This window comes from Paenibacillus sp. UNC451MF (assembly GCF_000686845.1).
Classification (GTDB): domain Bacteria; phylum Bacillota; class Bacilli; order Paenibacillales; family NBRC-103111; genus Paenibacillus_S.
The window spans coordinates 1-17,952 of sequence record NZ_JMLS01000032.1 but is presented as its reverse complement, the minus strand read 5'-3'; the positions used below and the strand labels follow the sequence as shown (position 1 = coordinate 17,952).

Below are 17,952 nucleotides of genomic sequence, written 5' to 3'. Positions count from 1 at the left end.
CGTTCTAGTTAGAGATTACACTTTTTAACCCCCTTTATCCAAGTACAATAAATCTAACTGACTCGAAATGGCTAAAGGAGGCTTCACGCCTTATATGAAAAACCCTCAATCCGCTTACAAGCAGCCATCCGCTGTCCCTAACGCCGCCGAAGAAGGGCGAGTCCAGGTTCGCATCATTGCTTGGATAACCGCTATTAGCTTGTTAGGCGACTCCATGCTCTACATCGTGCTGCCGGTATACTGGCAGCAGTTTGGTCTGGATGCGTTATGGCAGGTCGGAGTGCTGCTCTCCGTCAACCGCTTCATTCGACTGCCGCTGAACCCGCTGGTCGGTTGGCTCTACGGACGGATCAGCAAGCGCAGCGGCGTGCTTATCGCCGTGTCGCTTGCTTTCCTCACGACTGCAGCCTATGGAGCTTTATCCGGCTTCGCTGCTTTACTCCTCGCGCGTGCGCTGTGGGGGGCTGCTTGGTCGCTTCTGCGCATCGGCGGCTATCTTACAGTGCTTGAGGCTTCCGATGATAGCAACCGCGGCCGTCTGCTCGGCAGCTACAACGGCATCATTGGCATCGGCAGCCTCATCGGCATGCTAGCCGGCGGCGTGCTGGCCGATGCGATCGGAGCAAGCACCGTGTCGCTTCTGCTCGCCGCCGCCATGTTGGTCGGTATCCCGCTCGCATGGCGGTATGTGCCGGCTTCCGCCGCCAAAGCCAATGCTGCGAGTCCCGGCAGTTCGGCCGCCGGAACTAAATCGTCGGCGCGCCGACGCATTGCAGCTTTGGCGGCAAGTGGCCGCTCCAGGCTTGTGCTCGCCTCCGGCATCGTGACGGCTGTCGTCTTCTACGGCGTCTATGCCGGCACGATGAGCCCGCTGATCGAGGCTCATATGCCAGCCTCGGGGACGCTGCTGCTGTTTGGCGCCGCGCTCGGTGCTGCGTCGGTTGCCGGCATCGTGCAGGCCGTCCGCTGGGCCTGGTCCCCGTTCCTCTCTCCATGGATCGGAACATGGTCCGACGGCCCTCGCGGCCGGCTGCCGATCTTCCTCGGCAGCCTCGGCTTGGCAGCTGTAGCGTTGTCCTTGCTGCCGCTGCCGCTTCCCTTCGCAACATGGCTTGCGGTATTGTTGACCGCCCAGCTGGCCAATACCGCCATCATCACGCTAAGCGACGCGCTGGCGGCGGACGCAGCAACGGGCGATTCGCGTGTCGCCTACATGACTACCTACACGACGGTCGTCGATGTCGGCGCCGCGCTTGGCCCGTTAGCTGGCTTCGCCCTGATCGGTCCGCTCGGACTTAGCGGACTGTACAGCCTCTGTGCCGCGCTGATGCTGCTGCTTATCGTGGCATGGGCTATCGAAGCACGATTTCTTTCTCGTCGCTCCCGCATGATACAATAGGAGCAGAAAGGAGCGAGGTGTTATGCCTGCATTCTCTGCTAAGCTGATCCGCCCCGAAGGAACCGGTACATGGACGTACTTGAACGTCCCCTTTGATGCGGCAAGCCTTTTCGGCTCCAAAGCGCATATTAAAGTTAAAGGTACCGTTAATGGAGTTTCTTATCGGAGTACGTTGATGGTTCACGGCAGCGGAACCTACTATATGGTGGTAAATCAAGCAATCCGCGAAGCAGCCAGCGTTCAGGCCGGTGATACAGTGGAAGTGACAATGGATAAGGACACAGAACCACGCACTGTCAGCGTTCCTCAGGACCTTCAATCCGCGCTTGAAGAACATGATCGAGCCGGGCATTATTTCGCTCAGCTCTCCTACTCCGCTCAAAAGGAATATACCGATTGGCTCGAATCCGCCAAAAAGCCGGAAACCCGCATTAGCCGCATTCAGAAAGCTATCAGCTTGCTGGAGGAAGGCAAGCGACTGAAGGGATAGCGCTTCATTATTCTTGCCGCATATCATGCGACGACAGCCTACTCGCCCTTGTACCAAAAGCCCGGAGCATCTCATAATGCTCCGGGCTTTGTCCGTCCTTTTTTAGCTAAGATAAAATCGTTTGCGGTAGGTTCTGGGCGAGATCCCTTCTACCTTTGCGAAGCACGAGGCAAAATAGGCTGCTTGATGAAAGCCGACCTTTTCGGCAATCAAGGCGATCGATAAATCCGTCTGCAGCAGCAGCAGCTTGGCCTGCTCAATCCGATAGCGCAGCAAATATTCGAATGGAGAGCAGTTGTATTCCTTCTGCATGCAGCGGGCGATGTAAACTGGATGGAAGCTTAATGACTCCCCCAACTGTTGAGCGGTAATCTCCTCCCTGTAATGCATGCGTAAATAGGTTGCCGCTTGTTCGGCTACCAGTGCCCCGGGAGAAGCGCTTTTCCGATCCAGAGAAGAGCTGAGCTGCTCCAGTAATTCTTGAAAGTTAAGCTGAAGCTTCCAGCGGGCCCAGCTATGATGGGACTCACTCTCCAAGGCATTCAACTGGCGTAACAGCTCATACAAAGCCGTCGGCAGCAGCAGCTTGGCGAATTGGGGAAGCAGCACGCTGAAGGTTTCCATCGTAAAATACGTCTTTCCTGACGAAGCCTCGTCCTGCTGTACTCTGTCGACTCCCTCCATCTCTCCCCACGGACCGGTCGTATCGAAATGCAGCCAATAATACTCCGTTCTTTCCGTACAGCCCTGTGTTGGATAATGGTGCCGATCAGGCCTCAGAATGAGAGCATGACCGCTAGAAACCTCGTAATGGCGCTCCTCTTCGCCAATATACAAGCATCCCCGCGTGACAACCAAAAGATCGAAAACACCAATATTGCGCCTACTGGAGTGCTTGCCGCCCGGCGGAAATATCGTATAGCCACATGCAATATAATGCGGGAGAGGTGGAGAAATAAATTGTAGTACGGCCAAAGCGATCCCTTCTTCTTTAAGAGTTAAGCAGGTTGGAAAAGTGAAAGTTTTAGTTCATATACTAACACACTTTGCAGCGCTTATCTTTTATAATCTTAACTAATTCATCGCCCTCATACATCTACGGCCGTTGTATAAGAGCCCGGGAGGAAGTCATCTATGCGTTCAAAACAAAGATTCACCCTATGGGCACTCGCATGGCCTATTTTTATTGAAATGTTCCTTCAATTCTTACTAGGAACAGCAGATACGTTAATGGTCAGCCGTATATCCGACGATGCGGTAGCTGTGGTGGGCATTTCTAATCAATTGTTCTCTGCGGTAACGATACTGTTCATGACGGTTGCTAGCGGCGCTGGAGTGCTGATCGCGCAGAAGCTGGGTGCCAAGCGGTCTGAGGACGCCCGTACTATCGCTATTATGGCGGTCAAAACCTCCATATGGATCGGAATCGGACTTAGTTTCGTGCTGTACTTTGGCGCTTCGTCCATAGCCGTACTGCTTCAGCTGCCGGTTCATCTGCACGGCTTGGCGACGACTTACATATCAATCGTCGGTGGAGGCATGGTCTTCACGGCTGCCATGGCCTCGCTCAGTACGGCCATTCGCAGTACCGGAAATACAAGAAGTCCCATGTATATTGCCCTAGGCATGAACGTGCTCCATGTTGTGCTGAACTATTCTTTTATTTACGGTACCCTCGGTTTCCCCCAATGGGGCTTGACCGGTGTAGCCTTGTCAACGCTGGTAAGCCGCCTATTGGCGACGGCCATGCTCATCTTCCTGTTCGTTCATGCCTTTGATCGTAAGGTCGAATGGCGAGACATTCGACTATTCGATCGTCCGCTGTTTCGTGAAATTATTAAGATTGGTTGGCCAATGGGAGTCAACATGTCGTCATGGGTGCTGTCCCAGCTCGTTTTGTTTTCATTTGTCGCCACGCTGGGGGCAAAGGAGCTTGCAGCGCGAACGTACATGAACACGATGGAATCGTTTTGCTTCATTCTGGGCAATTCCGTCGCTATGGCTGTTCAAATTCAAATCGCCCACCTGTACGGGGCGGGCAAGCAAGAGGAAGCCTACCGCAGCTCGTTTGTTGCGATGTGGGTCGGGCTTGCAGTCGTTGCCGTCAACGTGGTGCTGCTGTACTGCTTTGGCTCTAACGTGCTTTATTTATTTACGTCCGATCCGGATATTGTAGCCCTAGGGTCGTCGCTCCTTGTGCTCAATCTGCTGCTTCAGCCGCTGAAATTGGTCAATATGGTAAACAACAGCTCCTTGACGGCAGTCGGAGACATCAGGTACATGACGGTTGTCGGCATGCTATCGCTTTGGATTATCTCCGTCGGCTGCTCCTACTTCCTTGGCGTTCATCTGCATTGGGCGCTGGCCGGTATATACATCGCCATGATCGTCGATGAGTTCACGCGCGGCGCCATTCTGCTCCCACGATGGATGAGCCGCAAATATTTGCCCCGGTCACAAGGCAAATGGAGTGAAAGTCCGGCTCACCATGCATAGCATACACCGGAATAGACAAAAACAAGAAACCCGCAACTGCTGCAAACAGTACGGGCTTCTTGTTTTTGTATGAGGTTATTTGCAGACAATTCAGTCTTAGCAGCCTAGGACAACATGAGAAGGCTGTCTTGTATGCTCTTGCCAATCCATTACTTCATCAGCTTGCTCACTGTTTTGAGCAGCTCGTCAATAACTTCTTTATCGCCCTGTTCCAGCCGTTCGACGACACAGGACCTCATGTGTCCTTCCAGCAGCACTTTCCCCACGCTGTTCAGTGCAGACTGAATGGCGGCGATCTGGTTCAGGACATCGTCGCAGTACGTGTCCTTCTCGATCATGCCCTTCACGCCTCGAATTTGACCCTCAATCCGGTTTAGCCGGGACACCAGATTATCTTTGACCTTATCCGAATGGTGGCTTTTCCGTGACCCATCTACTGTGCAGCAGGTATCTCCTTCAATTACAGCATCCGGATTTACTCCCGTTACTGCTGTTTCCACGTCTTTGGCGCTCATCGTCAGTCACTTCTCTTTCTGCGGCGGCCAAGCATACCGCTTCCGCTGTTTTTTTATATTATACAATAGCCTCTACGGGTTTCAAACCATTTCCCCCAACGATTTTGCTTTCGGAGAGGGTGAAGACCTTCGAGCACAAGCTTCCATAACGGGTAAAGTTGTTCGCCCGTTTTCAAACTTTCTCTTTTATATGCTGGGAGGATACACTATACTGAATCTATCATTTGACGATAATAGATAAAGTAGGTCTTGACCATGGATCATCTTCACGTTCAGTATAACGGTTGGATTGTCCTTCTCTCATTTGTAATTGCTGTGTTAGCCTCTTATTCCGCACTTAATTTGGCCGGTAAAATCTCGCGTGCACGAGGTAGAAGCAGGTACATCTGGCTATTAACCGGATCTTGTGTCATGGGCTGCGGCATTTGGTCTATGCATTTTGTCGGCATGCTCGCTTTTCATCTGGATCTTCCCGTTCACTATGATGTAGTGACGACCATATTATCCGCGCTTGCCGGCATCCTGGCCTCCTTCATAGCCTTTCGGGTGACGATGGATAACCAGACCAACAAATGGAGACTTGGTATTGGTGGAATCATTATGGGTGGCGGCATCATCGTTATGCATTTCTCAGGAATGGCCGCCATGCGAGCTTCCTTCGCTTTAACGTACGACCCCTATATCTGCGCAGCTTCAATCATTATTGCGCTAGCTGCTTCTTTCGCCGCCTTGTACTTATTCAGGCAGTTCCGCCGTTCGCCCGACTTCAGCCATTGGAAGCTGCTCTCCGCGGTGATTATGGCATTGGCGATATGCGGTATGCATTATACCGGCATGGCAGCTGTCCGCATTACTTATTCGCCGGCCGAAGCCAGCCCTATGATCGGTACGGGAACAGGTCCTTCCTTCTTTCTCGTTATTGGCGTTTCTCTCGCAACACTGCTTATATTGGCGGTTTCCTGGGGAGCGATATTTTTTGACCGTCATGTATTGGAACGCATGGCGTACAGCGATCCGTTAACCGGGCTTGCAAACCGCCACGATCTTACCCGTTTCTTCGAAGAGCAGTTCCTTCCGGGAACGGAGGGTGCCATTTTTTTCATTGATCTGGACCGATTCAAAACGATCAACGATACGCTAGGACATGATATCGGCGACCTGCTTATCCATGAAGTTTCCAAGCGATTGCAGCAGTGCGTCGGAGACAATCAGACCGTATTCCGATTAGGCGGCGATGAATTCCTTATTGCCTCCAAAGACAGCAGTCTTGAATCCATTCAGGCATTGGCAGAGCGCCTGCTGTACGATATTAAGCAGCCTTATTTTCTAGAGGAAAATGAGCTGTACGTGACTGCCAGCATCGGCATTAGTCTTGCTCCGCTGCATGGCACCGACCGGACCTCGCTTTTGAAATCCGCAGACACCGCCATGTATAATGCAAAAGCAGCAGGAAAAAACCGTTTCCGGGTATTTGATGAAGAGATGGACCGGCATATGATCCGTAAGCTAGAGCTGGAAAAGGATTTACGTAAGGCGCTGGCGCATCAGGAGTTTTATGCCGTCTATCAACCTAAGTGCGATGCGACGAATAATCAGATTGTCGGTATGGAAGCTCTGTTGCGATGGAATCATCCTCATCTGGGTGTCATATCGCCAAAGGAATTCATTCCGATTGCAGAGGATACCGGCTTGATCATTCCGATTACCCATTGGCTGCTGAAGGAAGTATGTAAGCAGAACCGCTTTTGGCAGGAGCAGCAGCTGATTTCAGTATGCGTGTCGGTCAATATGTCCGTCCGTATCTTCGAAAGTCATGCTTTGTACGAAATGGTGGAGGAAGCTTTAATGATTACAGGATTGGACGGAAAATATTTGGAGCTGGAAATTACCGAATCGATTGCTATGAATGACGCAGAAGATACGAGAGAACAGCTGCAGCACCTTCGCCAACTCGGCGTGCGCATATCGCTGGATGATTTCGGAACGGGCTATTCCTCCCTCGGCAGCTTGGATGAAATGCCTGTGGACACTTTGAAAATCGACCAGACCTTTATCAGCAAAAGCCAGATCACTTCCAAGCAGGCGATTATTAGTAACATCATAGCCATCGCCAAAAATTTGAATTTGGAGGTTGTTGCCGAAGGCGTCGAAACCGAAGAGCAAATTCAATTTCTTCAATCCCGCGGCTGTCATGTCATGCAAGGGTATTATTACGGCAAGCCGATGAGCCCCGATGAAATCCGTCATAAAGTGGCGCAGTCTCTGACTGGTTAGATCTTGTTTGGTTAAACTATGATGTAAATAACAACGGCTCGGTCACAGGTTGTCTGTGAAACCGAGCCGTTGTTTCGTTATGCATTGCCTTTGTTACAGCGTAACCTCCGATAGGGTGACCTTTCGTCCTTCCTTCGCGCTTTGCAGAGCGCCGTACACCATGGCCATGCTCTTGATATTGTCCGTGCAGGACGTTTCCGGCTTGCGCCCTTCAGTGAGCGCCGCAAACATTTCGTCGAGGCAGCCCTTATGGCCGCTTCTGCCGTTCCAATCAAGCTTCGCCTCCACACGACGGAAGCGCTGCTTATCCACCTGCTCCTCCTGTGGAAGTACTACCTCGGCAAATGGAGGTGTCGCTCCGTCCCATATAGCCGTACCCGAGCTTCCGTTAACTCGCCAATCGGCCTCCCAGGAGGTTGGGCTTCCTTCTGCGCACCAGGAGCCGCGATAGCAGAATACGCCTCCGTCTGCATATTCAAAGATGCAAATAGCAGCCGCATTGCCTGCATACCACGAACCCGCGGGATTAAACTCATGGCAGTAAACGGAGACAGGATCCTTACCCGTGATCAAACGGGCCTGATCGAACGTATGGATCGCCATGTCTAGCAATAGCGGGCTCTCCATCGCATCGCGGAAGCCTCCGAAGTGTGGTCCCAGAAAAAAGTCCGCGTTAACGAATCCAACCGTTCCGATACCCGCGTTATCGACCAGGTCGCGGAAAGCGCGAATTTGCGGAAGATAGCGTCGGTTCTGCATCACAGCGTAGGTACGTCCCTGCTGCTCTGCCAGCGCAACCAATCGGCGCGCCTCTGACATGGAAGTCGTCATCGGCTTCTCACCGAGCACGTCGCAGTTCAACTCTAACGCAGTCGTCGTTACTGCCGCGTGACTCTCCGGTATCGTGATATCGAACACTAGATTCGCACCGGACTGGACAATAGCTTGTCTCACATCGTCGTAAATGCCGCAGCCTACACCGTATCGCTCGGCCATGGCGGCAGCCGTTTCCTTGCGAATATCGACCATGGCTACGATTTCCGAATCTTCTCTTTCCAGCGCGTACTCAATCCAGGCCTTGGACATGCTGCCGCAGCCGATAACGGCAATTTGAAACTTTTTCATCAATAATTCCCCTCCATTTGCTTTACGAATGATATACAGCCATCATACCCGAACCTTCCCCCCCTGTCTTTACACGATTTGGCTCAATTCATCTCCTTTATGGCTTTCATCCTAAGGCTGCTGATTTTTCTATACCGGAATAAAAAATGTGACAAAATGCGAGCTTTTTCACTTTTCCTGCTGCCAACTATCACTCTGTAGGCCATCGATACCATTTTGTCGAAAAATAACGGTTTTCGTAGGACCAAAGCCATGGTATAAATAGATTATATTGTTTAGAAAATTATGACAGGAGTGGAAACGAAGGATGAAGAAAAAGGTCGTCGTCCTAGGGGGAGGCGTAGCCGGAATGAGCGCGGCTCACGAGCTGGTCGAGCGTGGGTTTGAAGTTGCGGTATACGAGATGAAGGGAATCGCAGGAGGCAAGGCGCGTTCCATGCCAGTACCGGACAGTGGAACGAACGGGCGCAAGGACTTGCCTGGTGAACATGGGTTCCGTTTCTTTCCGAGATTTTATAAGCACATCATCGATACGATGGAACGGATCCCTTACGGCAATAACAAGCGCGGCGTAGCCGATAATTTAGTCGAAGGAACGCGTCTCGGCTTAGCTCGAACAGACGATACTCCTGTCGAATTTGTAACCGAGTTTCCAACCTCCTTGTCGGATATCAAATCCTTGTTCAAATCTTTATTCGACAATCATCTGGGACTTACGGAGCAAGAGGTGGACCACTACCTGAAAAGAATATGGCAGGTTATGACAAGCTGCGACGAGCGCAGAGCGGAAGAGTACCAAAATATCCCGTGGTGGAGCTTCATCCAGGCGGATCAGCAATCGGCCAATTTTCAGCGCGTATTTACAGGTATGACAAGAATTCTCGTAGCAGCCAAAGCAAGGGAAGCGAACACTGCAACCGTAGGTGCAGTAGGTGCGCAGATCATGCTCGATATGGTCATGCCTGGAGGAAGCGCTGATCGACTACTGAACGGACCGACCAATGAAGTTTGGCTTAACCCTTGGCTCGACTATTTGCGCCAATCCGGCGTCGATTATCATTTGAATGCAAAGGTAGAGCGGATTGATTGTAAAGACGGCGCCATCACCAGTGCGACAATAACCGAGTTCGGAAATATGTTTGATGTTAAAGGCGACTATTACGTTGCGGCATTTCCTGTCGAAGTAATGGCTCAGTTCATAACCGAGGATATGCTACAAGTCGACCCAACCTTGTCGACAATTAAAGAATTGGCTAACGATGTCGATTGGATGAACGGAATCCAGTTTTACTTAAAAAAGGACGTGCCCATCCTTCACGGCCATATGATTTATATGGATTCGCAATGGGCCTTGACCTCCGTTTCCCAAAAGCAGTTCTGGCCAAAGGTGGACTTGACTCAATACGGAGACGGCGAGGTAGGCGGAGTCCTATCGGTCGATATTTCTGACTGGGAATCTCCCGGTGCCATACTCGGCAAAAGCGCGCGTCACTGCACACGAGAAGAAATTATGCAGGAAGTGTGGCATCAGCTCAAAGCCAGCTTGAACGTCGGCGATCGTATCGTGCTCGAAGACAGCAATATCCACTCCTGGTTTCTTGACGAAGACATTCAACTTCCGAATCCCGACGGAGTAGCAGCCAACCTGGAACCGCTGCTGATCAACAAGGTATACACTTGGGAAAAGCGCCCCCAAGCTTATACTGCTATCCCTAACCTGTTCCTGGCTTCCGATTATATAAGAACGAACACAGACCTTGCTACGATGGAGGGGGCAAACGAAGCGGCCCGGCGCGCAGTCAATGCCCTGTTAGAGGCGGCAGGCTCCAGGGAACCACATTGTGAGATTTGGGAAATGTATCAATTCAGTGCCTTGATGCTGCAGCGCTGGCACGATAAGTCCCGGTTCGACAAAGGCTTGCCATGGGACGGAGATATTTTTTAATTAGACTACAAACGAACTTATAACGACAAACAGCCTGACATCAGACTTTAACCAATCTGATGTCAGGCTGTTATGATTTAAAGCAGCTGTCCGCCAGCAGGATATGACCCTTAGTGAATGGAAGACTTACCATTCATTTCTGAGTCTAAGCTGAGTAATATGAGCTGTATGATGGCGGCCATGCCATGCATAGGTCCCCAGGTTCACATCTAAGCGAACTATCCCCGAATCCGGATGGACGAAGGTCCGTTCCCATTGCTCTGAATTGAGGGAACGAAGCAGGCGTCCCCACCGTTCATGCAACTGATCGAGCAAAGCTAGAGACAGCTCAATAGACGCTTCGCGACTATCCGTAAGCTCCGCCCAAGCCCCTTCATCATAAGGCTTGATCGTTGGCTGCTGTTCCGTAAGCGCAAGCTTAAAGCGAATCACACTGTTCATGTGGCTATCTGCCACATGATGCACTACTTGGCGAACCGTCCAGCCTCCGGGACGATACGGCTCGTTAAGCTGGTCCTCCGTAAGGCCTCTCACTGCGTTGCGCAGCTGGACAGGCAGCTGTTCTATATCCTCAATCCATAATTGACGCTGCTCTGGAGTAATGTCCCCGCTCCATTCAAATCGCCCAATCGGATAACGCAATGCTTCCATAGCAAGATCCCTCCAATGTAATTTATTCAGGCGCTGCACGGCTGACTAATTCAACGACAAAACAGCCAATCTAATAACCATTGCTGCTGGCTGCATGAGTGGTTTTAATCGCCGCCTCCTCCACCATCACCGCCACTGCCGCCGTCGCTCGATCCACCGCTATCGTGTGAAGAGCCGCCGTGGCTATCTCCGTGATGGTGATTATGATGACCATGATGACTATGGTTATGATGATGATGATTTCTATGACCTTCATTGCTATCTGAAAAAATAAAGCTGCTCGATAAGTTCGAATGGTCATCGTTGCGTCGGTGACGGTTTCGCTGATTAGAGGATTTCTTGGATACATTAAATAAAATCAAGACGATAACCAAGACAATAATAATAAACCCAAAACCTATCTCCATCGTATCCGCTCCCCTCCTATTCATCCAACCGCTGGATGTTTTCGTTCATGAACTCTCTTTATTGTATCGGACTGCTTTCCACGTTGCAAAGAAAGCATTGATATAACACCCCGTCTGCACGTTGAAATGTCAGACTGAATTTGACGAGATGCCTGGTTCATGTCATGATAATTAGATGTTATTAATCCCCTAAGAAGTTCTATGAAGAAGGAGAGCTGGCAATGAAACAAATCATCCACGTAACGACCCGAGAACAGCTTAACCAGTGTCTTGACATAAGAAAAGAAGTTTTCGTCCAAGAGCAGGAAGTCGATGAAAGCTTAGAAATCGATGAGTTCGATGAATCCCCGGATTCCTGCTACCACGTGTTGGTGCAGCAAGACGATCAGCCATTAGCTACCGGTAGGATGCGCCCTTATACGGACGACACCATGAAACTGCAGCGAATTGCTGTTCTCAAAGCGTCTCGCGGTACGGGCGCAGGTAAGACTGTCGTTCTCGCATTGGAGGACGAAGCCCGCCGTGCGGGATATGCTTATACCCTTCTTGATGCACAGTGTCAAGCAGAGGTATTTTACCGCAAACTCGGCTATGTCACTATATCGACGGAAACTTTCCTCGATGCAGGTATTCCTCATGTCCGTATGAAAAAAACACTATAGTCTCTGCAAAAATTAGAAGAAGATCGCCCCTGCCTTTCATTGAAAGGATAGATAGGAGCGGTCTTTTTATTATAATTAAAACCATCTAATAGCGAGAACGAATCTAGCTATTTTGGATATTATTACCAAACATTCCAAGAGGTATAATAGTTGAAAATGAAGGACTTATAACAACTTATTGAAGGGGAGCCTAAGCATGTCCCAATATGACTCATTTGCGGAGCAATACCATGAAATGGTGCAAAATGGAGGCCCTGAAAATGCCTATCGTTACATTATCGGGCAGTTAGAAGCGCTGTCCGATCTTCACGAACGGAAAATATGCGATGTCGGATGCGGACAGGGGGAGCTTAGTTCCAGATTAGCTCTGTTAGGGGCCGATGTAACCGGGGTTGATCTTAGCGGAGCTTTGCTGAAGTACGCGCAGGAGAAGACAACCCCTGTGACATGGGTTCAGGATGATGCTATGGAATTGAAGCACATTCCAGATGCAGCATATGATTATGTGGTTTCAAGCGTCATGTTAATGGATGTCCCCGATCATCGCAGCGTCTTCCATGCATGCCACCGCATATTAAAGCCGAATGGCATCATGATCTGGGTCATAATGCATCCCTGCTTTCAATCACCTTTCAGCCATCCGTTAGGCGATGGATCACGTAAGGTATTACAATATGCACCTCAATTTTGGAAATCTGCGGGGACAGGAACAATCCGTTCCACGCTGGGTGCTTTTCATAGGCCAATTGCGACTTATATTAATGATTTTATGGAAGCAGGCTTTTCTTTAATCCGGATAGATGAACCGGAAAGGCTGAATTCGTCTGTTGATCAGCTTCCCTCTCTTTTCGGCGCAGTTGGCAAAAAGCTCATCAAGCCTTGAAGCTCATGAAATAAATAAAGAGGCCATCGCTTATTAGCTGGCCTCCTTTGTTCTTACTGCAAAGCTTCAATTTCCGCCAGAGTCGGAAGAGCAGGTATAGCTCCCCTGCGTGTCGTCGTAACCGCCCCGACCTTGTTGGCGAATTTAAATATATCCGATACAGCCCCTTCGTCGGAGAAGAAGTTCTCCAAACCGTCAGCCGTCAATCCACATTCCACCAGTTTATAGAGCATGGCACCAACGAAGCTATCTCCTGCTCCCGTCGTATCCACAGCCTTCACCCTAAAGCCGGGCACCAATGTCATGGCATTGCGTGTAACGACGAAGCACCCTTCCTCGCCCCGTGTTACTACAACCGCCTTCGTGCCCATCATCAACAGCTGGTGTACCGCTTCAGCAGGCTCCATATCTAGGAGAAACGCCGCTTCTTCTTCGCTGACTTTGACAACATCAGCTAAAGCAATGTGACGGAGCACCTCCTGCCGCATCGTTTCCTCATCGGGCCATAACGCTGGTCGCAGATTCGGATCGTATGAAATGATTCCACCGGACTCTTTGACCTTACGGGCTGCTTCCAGCGTTGCTGCACGACTCGACTCACTGATTAAGGATATCGAGCCAAAATGATAGATAGCGGCATCCTCCAGCCACTCGTCATTTAGCTCCGATGGTTCCAGCAGCATATCTGCAGCTGGCTCGCGAAAGAACAAAAAGTCCCTCTCTCCGTCTTTACGGAGGGATACAAAAGCCAGGCCTGTTCGTGCTGCATCCGTCTCTACTAGCGCTGCCTCTACCCCCGCTTCAATAAGCGTGCTTCGCAAATAACGGCCGAAAGCATCATTACCAACTTTCCCGATAAAACGGGAATATCCGCCCAATTTCGCTACTGCCGCAGCTACATTAGCAGGAGCACCACCCGCTGCCCTCTGAAAAGCCGGCACCTGCTCTAGAGGCTGGCCGCTCTCCTCAGGCACAAAATCAATCAAAAGCTCGCCCAAACAGACAATCATCGTACGATCGTTCATCCTTCTACCCTCACTTCAAATCACATGGATTTAGCCATTGGCTTGCACAAATTTTCTTTATTAACCATAGCATAAAAAACCAGCAAAGGCACGCTCAGTCCCTTGGATTCTGGATAAATGATCACCTGCAACGGAGAAATGAGCCTGCGGCTCCTTCTATCCCCATCATTTGAGAAGGATAATCATTTTCATTTACTTATTTTTAATAACCAACTTTACAAATGTAAGTATATAGACTATACTTGGATCATACAAGTTCATAAAACAAAAGGAGGTTCCCACCATGGCTAAATGTGCTTGCGGCAACACTCAAAACTCTAACGGCAACTGTGACGGTACCCACGCTAAAAAAGACAAATAATCTTATATGAACCTTATATAAAAAAGATCGACCCTAATCGCTAGACGATAAGGTCGATCTTTTTTCATTTTCACCACAATTAGCATCAGCCTAAGCTACTCCTCCATGTGCTCACTGCTGAAAGAGCTGCCTTCTTCATCCAGCATTTGGATCACCCACTTACACCATTCGATCTCCATTTGAGCGTTATCCATGGCACGTTTTAGTAAGATATATTTTCCGAAGGATGCTGATCGAAAGCTCTGATTGCCTCCATCCTTTAAGTTTCTTTGACTCAGCTCTTCAAGGAATCCTTTCATTTTCTCCTTTTTCTTGCTGAAAATCTGCAGACGTTCCTCAAATAAAGACTTCGTCTTATCTGGTTCTGCAAGCCAAATGCCATATAGCTTAAGCAGCAGCTCATCCCGCTTCACTGGCTCCGAGGTTGATTCCGGTATCCACCGCTGAAGCTCCGCAATGCCAAGCTCCGTAATCGAATAAACTTTTTTATCCGGCTTTTCCTTTTGGGGCACGGCGACAAAATGAATAAGGCCGTTCTGCTCCATTTTTGCCAGCAGCGGGTATATTTGACTATGCTTAGCTTGCCAAACGGGTTGAATCTGCAGCATGAGCTCATAGCCTGTGCATGGCCCCTGCGATAACAGAGCTAGCAGTCCGTAAGAAAGAGTGTTCATGGCCCCTCCATGTGAGTCGGTCCCTCAGTTGACAGATGAATGGAACCGTAGTATTATTTTCTCGTGCCTATTATATGTAAAAATGTACATATAATCAATAGTGAAAAACTTCACAATGTATTAATCGATTGTTCGAACTGAAGCTCGCCAGAACTTGCGGCTGCATCTGCATGCTGCTTTTATATATTGTAATATAAGGGAGACATACACCATGCCTTATTTACGTTTCAAAGGTTTTCCCAGCGATTTTCTTAGATCTATAGCTCCACAGGTTGTGGAAGATTTCGCCCAAATTGTCAGCATTGCCAAGGAAAAGGTGAAGATTGAGTCATTGCTGAGCGAAGCCATCACGCAGGTTCCGCTAAGCGTAGAGATCCTCATGTTTCCACGCAAACAAGAGGTTCACGATGCCGTAGCAGCTAAGCTGAACCGATTGCTGCAGGATTGCGGCTATGATCAGGTCCATCTTTTTTTCGTTATTTTAAACCCTCATCTTTATTATAAAGGCGGAGAGCCTCTTGTCTCCTCCGGTCAAACCTACGGTCCTTCCGGAGAAGCTTCCTTCCAGGGAATCAGTTCATAGAAGCAAGGAAACCAGCGTAGAACGCAAGCATCCAAGGCTTTAATAAAGCCAATGGATGCTTTTTTTATACTAAAAAACCCCCATTCACCGCATTGCGGTATGGAGGTTCACCTTATGGTGTGTTTATACCTAAAACTTTATTAACCGATTCAATAACACGTTCCTTTTGGAACGGCTTCACGACAAAATCTTTGGCCCCGGACGTTATGGCCTCTACTACCATTGCCTTCTGCCCCATCGCAGAGCACATAATAATTTTGGCTCCTGGATCGATCTTATGGATTTCTTTCACAGCTCCAACACCGTCCAACTCAGGCATTGTAATGTCCATCGTCACCAAATCCGGTTTCACCGTTGCATAAGCCTGCACCGCTTCAAGTCCATTTGCTGCTTCGGCGACAACCTCGTGCCCCTCTTCCGTCAGCATCGTCTTCAGCACCATCCGCATAAATGCGGCATCGTCCACCACCATTACTTTTGCCATAGCGATCCCCCTTTACCAAATGCTTCTATATAAGGTCATTATGACAAATAGTATTTAAACAAATTTTAGATAACCACGTGAATATCTTTAGTTTTCCTTAAAGTTTCCTAACAATCATACATTAGTAGTCCACATCAGGCAGTGACCAAGTGCGCCTAGATTCCATACAATACAGGGTCAAAAGACTATATTACTGCACGGAGGTACCGTTATGGATCAACGAGCTTTCGGATTCCCGCATGGTGGTTTTTTCCCCCCGCCTTTTTTCAATCCTTTCTTTTTCCCGCGCCGTCGCTTTTTCCCGTTTTTCTTCATTTCTCCTTTCTTCTTTCCGTTCTTCAGAGGGGAAGAAGGAGAAGGGCGTAATCCTAACCTTTATGCCCAGCACCATTGTCAGGTCGGTGACTCCATGCAATCCTTGGCCAGAGCCTACAACGTACCGAAACCCATACTTGAGGCGGTGAACAGCCATCTTCCCACAACAAATGAACTGGCTCCGGGCTCTGTTGTCAATATTCCTCGTATGGACAACATGTACTGCCATAAAATGTACTTAGAAAAAGAGATGTCACCAAACGAAGCCATCTCTCCTTATTCTACACCGTCCGTTCCTTATGCCACACCTACTTATTCTATGCAGCAATTACCTAATACAAATTCAGCGTATACCATGCAGCAGTCTTCAAACGCTACGATGTCACCCCAGCCCATGCCTCGAAACGATAACTCGTCAGCTCCATTCTCCGGTTTTTATTCCTGTTGATGGTCTGTGCCGCTCTAAGAGCGGCCTGAGTCTGTCGAGAAACCTAAGAAGCTTGAAATATTGCCACTATACTCCGGTGGGGTACACTCCTCCAGCCGCTGTTGAAACCCGTGGATTTGATTATAATAATTAGCGGATTTTTCGCGGATTTCAAAGGCGGACGCATTCGCTCCGAGGCATATCCCACCTACCGATATAGCAAATTTCTCGAACAAACAGGTTTCTCGACAGACTCGCCGCTCTAGGGGCGGCTTTTTATGTGCAATCTCTCATTTGTGACAATTTTCTGAAAACTTTATGTAATCCTAAGGTTCCTTTAAGTTTTCTCCACGGCCTCAGGCATATAATGTTAGCATACTTACTTCATTGGAGGGATTGACATGAGACTATTTTATTCTTTCTTACAAGGCTTCTTTTATAGCTTTATCGCCATAGCTGCTCTGCCTATTTTGTTGGTACAAAGTATTCTCGAGCTATAATGGGCAGAAGATGTTATCCTATTGCCGTTCTCATTCGTATAGCAATGTAAAGGCAGCTTACCTTAAAAAATCGGTAGGCTGCCTGTTTTTTTTACCGTTTTATTATTCCACTCGAACCGCAGTGCCACTCACAGCCACCATCAGCATTCCTTCACGGATCACCTCATAGTCGATATCGATGCCGACGATGCCGTTAGCCCCTAAGCGCGCCGCTTGGGACTCCATCTCATTGAAAGCAATGTCGCGTGCGTCCTTCAGCTTGCTCTCATACGCTCCGGAACGCCCCCCTACAATATCGGTAATGGAAGCGAATAAATCGCGAACGATGTTAGCGCCCATGATGGCTTCGCCCGTCACGATAGAAATATACTGTACAATTTCTTTGCCTTGAATCGACGGTGTTGTGCTTAAAATCATAATAAAAGCCCCTCCCTTCATTGGTCTTTCTTAGCATACGGGAAACTGTCAGCTTTCATACATGATGAGAAGAACAGATTGGAAGGATTCAATCTTCGAGTAAATTTAAAAACCCCCTCATGATTGGTCAAGACCCAATTTAGTGGACAGTTAAGAAAAACCCTATTTTGCAAGCTGGCACCGGTACTCTACCGGAGTCAGCTTGTTTAATTTTCTTTGTGGTCTGTGATGGTTATAAAAATAGATATAATTTTCAATTCTGCTTTGTGCTTCCTCAATGGATCGGATATGATATGGATAGAGTGCTTCCGTCTTTAAA

General features: G+C 49.1%; 19 protein-coding genes. 9 read left to right on the top strand and 10 right to left on the bottom strand.

The annotated features are described in order from the left end of the window. Positions 1-94 precede the first annotated feature (94 nt). Both BP97_RS37570 and BP97_RS37565 read left to right on the top strand, forming a co-directional pair. Complete coding sequence (locus BP97_RS37570; RefSeq protein ID WP_051620999.1) at positions 95-1,399, top strand: MFS transporter; 1,305 nt, start codon at positions 95-97, stop codon at positions 1,397-1,399. Positions 1,400-1,421: 22 nt separating this feature from the next. Continuing rightward, positions 1,422-1,889 (top strand): YdeI/OmpD-associated family protein, encoded by a 468-nt coding sequence (locus BP97_RS37565; RefSeq protein ID WP_051620998.1) that lies wholly within the window; start codon positions 1,422-1,424, stop codon positions 1,887-1,889. 102 nt (positions 1,890-1,991) lie between these two features. Here the strand turns inward: BP97_RS37565 and BP97_RS0126645 are convergent, their stop codons facing one another. After that, positions 1,992-2,864, bottom strand: coding sequence for a helix-turn-helix transcriptional regulator (locus tag BP97_RS0126645; protein WP_028551842.1), 873 nt, complete (start codon positions 2,862-2,864; stop codon positions 1,992-1,994). Between the two features lie 159 nt (positions 2,865-3,023). Here BP97_RS0126645 and BP97_RS0126640 point away from each other — a divergent pair, with 159 nt between their 5' ends. Further along, on the top strand, positions 3,024-4,385 hold the full coding sequence (locus BP97_RS0126640; protein ID WP_028551841.1) for an MATE family efflux transporter: 1,362 nt from the start codon (positions 3,024-3,026) through the stop codon (positions 4,383-4,385). A gap of 149 nt (positions 4,386-4,534) precedes the next feature. Here BP97_RS0126640 and BP97_RS0126635 read toward each other — a convergent pair whose 3' ends face one another. Beyond that, positions 4,535-4,900, bottom strand: a complete 366-nt coding sequence (locus tag BP97_RS0126635; protein WP_231506440.1) for a metal-sensitive transcriptional regulator — start codon at positions 4,898-4,900, stop codon at positions 4,535-4,537. A 255-nt stretch (positions 4,901-5,155) separates the two neighbouring features. On the opposite strand from BP97_RS0126635, the gene BP97_RS0126630 reads away from it, so the two are divergent. Then, positions 5,156-7,174: a putative bifunctional diguanylate cyclase/phosphodiesterase gene (locus BP97_RS0126630; protein ID WP_028551839.1), complete on the top strand. Its 2,019-nt coding sequence runs from the start codon at positions 5,156-5,158 to the stop codon at positions 7,172-7,174. A gap of 93 nt (positions 7,175-7,267) precedes the next feature. Here BP97_RS0126630 and BP97_RS0126625 read toward each other — a convergent pair whose 3' ends face one another. Then, on the bottom strand, positions 7,268-8,299 hold the full coding sequence (locus tag BP97_RS0126625) for a Gfo/Idh/MocA family protein (RefSeq protein ID WP_028551838.1): 1,032 nt from the start codon (positions 8,297-8,299) through the stop codon (positions 7,268-7,270). 307 nt (positions 8,300-8,606) lie between these two features. Between BP97_RS0126625 and BP97_RS0126620 the strand changes: the two genes are divergently transcribed. Continuing rightward, positions 8,607-10,244, top strand: a complete 1,638-nt coding sequence (locus tag BP97_RS0126620) for a hydroxysqualene dehydroxylase (RefSeq protein WP_028551837.1) — start codon at positions 8,607-8,609, stop codon at positions 10,242-10,244. Between the two features lie 126 nt (positions 10,245-10,370). Here the strand turns inward: BP97_RS0126620 and BP97_RS0126615 are convergent, their stop codons facing one another. Continuing rightward, on the bottom strand, positions 10,371-10,895 hold the full coding sequence (locus BP97_RS0126615) for a YfiT family bacillithiol transferase (RefSeq protein WP_028551836.1): 525 nt from the start codon (positions 10,893-10,895) through the stop codon (positions 10,371-10,373). Between the two features lie 104 nt (positions 10,896-10,999). Next, on the bottom strand, positions 11,000-11,302 hold the full coding sequence (locus BP97_RS0126610; protein WP_028551835.1) for a hypothetical protein: 303 nt from the start codon (positions 11,300-11,302) through the stop codon (positions 11,000-11,002). A 221-nt stretch (positions 11,303-11,523) separates the two neighbouring features. Between BP97_RS0126610 and BP97_RS0126605 the strand changes: the two genes are divergently transcribed. Both BP97_RS0126605 and BP97_RS0126600 read left to right on the top strand, forming a co-directional pair. Further along, positions 11,524-11,964 (top strand): GNAT family N-acetyltransferase, encoded by a 441-nt coding sequence (locus BP97_RS0126605; protein ID WP_036746599.1) that lies wholly within the window; start codon positions 11,524-11,526, stop codon positions 11,962-11,964. Between the two features lie 196 nt (positions 11,965-12,160). Then, on the top strand, positions 12,161-12,847 hold the full coding sequence (locus BP97_RS0126600; RefSeq protein ID WP_028551833.1) for a class I SAM-dependent methyltransferase: 687 nt from the start codon (positions 12,161-12,163) through the stop codon (positions 12,845-12,847). A 53-nt stretch (positions 12,848-12,900) separates the two neighbouring features. Here BP97_RS0126600 and BP97_RS0126595 read toward each other — a convergent pair whose 3' ends face one another. Then, positions 12,901-13,872 (bottom strand): PfkB family carbohydrate kinase, encoded by a 972-nt coding sequence (locus BP97_RS0126595; RefSeq protein WP_028551832.1) that lies wholly within the window; start codon positions 13,870-13,872, stop codon positions 12,901-12,903. A 456-nt stretch (positions 13,873-14,328) separates the two neighbouring features. Then, on the bottom strand, positions 14,329-14,907 hold the full coding sequence (locus BP97_RS0126590) for a PadR family transcriptional regulator (protein ID WP_028551831.1): 579 nt from the start codon (positions 14,905-14,907) through the stop codon (positions 14,329-14,331). 211 nt (positions 14,908-15,118) lie between these two features. Between BP97_RS0126590 and BP97_RS37560 the strand changes: the two genes are divergently transcribed. Then, the gene (locus BP97_RS37560; protein ID WP_051620997.1) at positions 15,119-15,490 is read left to right on the top strand and encodes a DUF1904 family protein; all 372 of its coding nucleotides are present in this window, start codon (positions 15,119-15,121) and stop codon (positions 15,488-15,490) included. A gap of 112 nt (positions 15,491-15,602) precedes the next feature. On the opposite strand, the gene BP97_RS0126580 is transcribed toward BP97_RS37560, so the two are convergent. After that, complete coding sequence (locus BP97_RS0126580) at positions 15,603-15,974, bottom strand: response regulator (RefSeq protein WP_028551830.1); 372 nt, start codon at positions 15,972-15,974, stop codon at positions 15,603-15,605. A 211-nt stretch (positions 15,975-16,185) separates the two neighbouring features. On the opposite strand from BP97_RS0126580, the gene BP97_RS40775 reads away from it, so the two are divergent. Continuing rightward, the gene (locus tag BP97_RS40775; protein WP_051620996.1) at positions 16,186-16,737 is read left to right on the top strand and encodes a LysM peptidoglycan-binding domain-containing protein; all 552 of its coding nucleotides are present in this window, start codon (positions 16,186-16,188) and stop codon (positions 16,735-16,737) included. A 581-nt stretch (positions 16,738-17,318) separates the two neighbouring features. On the opposite strand, the gene BP97_RS0126565 is transcribed toward BP97_RS40775, so the two are convergent. Together BP97_RS0126565 and BP97_RS37550 are read right to left on the bottom strand one after the other, a co-directional pair. Then, positions 17,319-17,633: a heavy metal-binding domain-containing protein gene (locus BP97_RS0126565; protein WP_028551829.1), complete on the bottom strand. Its 315-nt coding sequence runs from the start codon at positions 17,631-17,633 to the stop codon at positions 17,319-17,321. Between the two features lie 162 nt (positions 17,634-17,795). Continuing rightward, positions 17,796-17,952, bottom strand: a 157-nt coding sequence (locus BP97_RS37550) for an IS3 family transposase (protein WP_036746598.1), incomplete at its 5' end; no start/stop codon positions are given.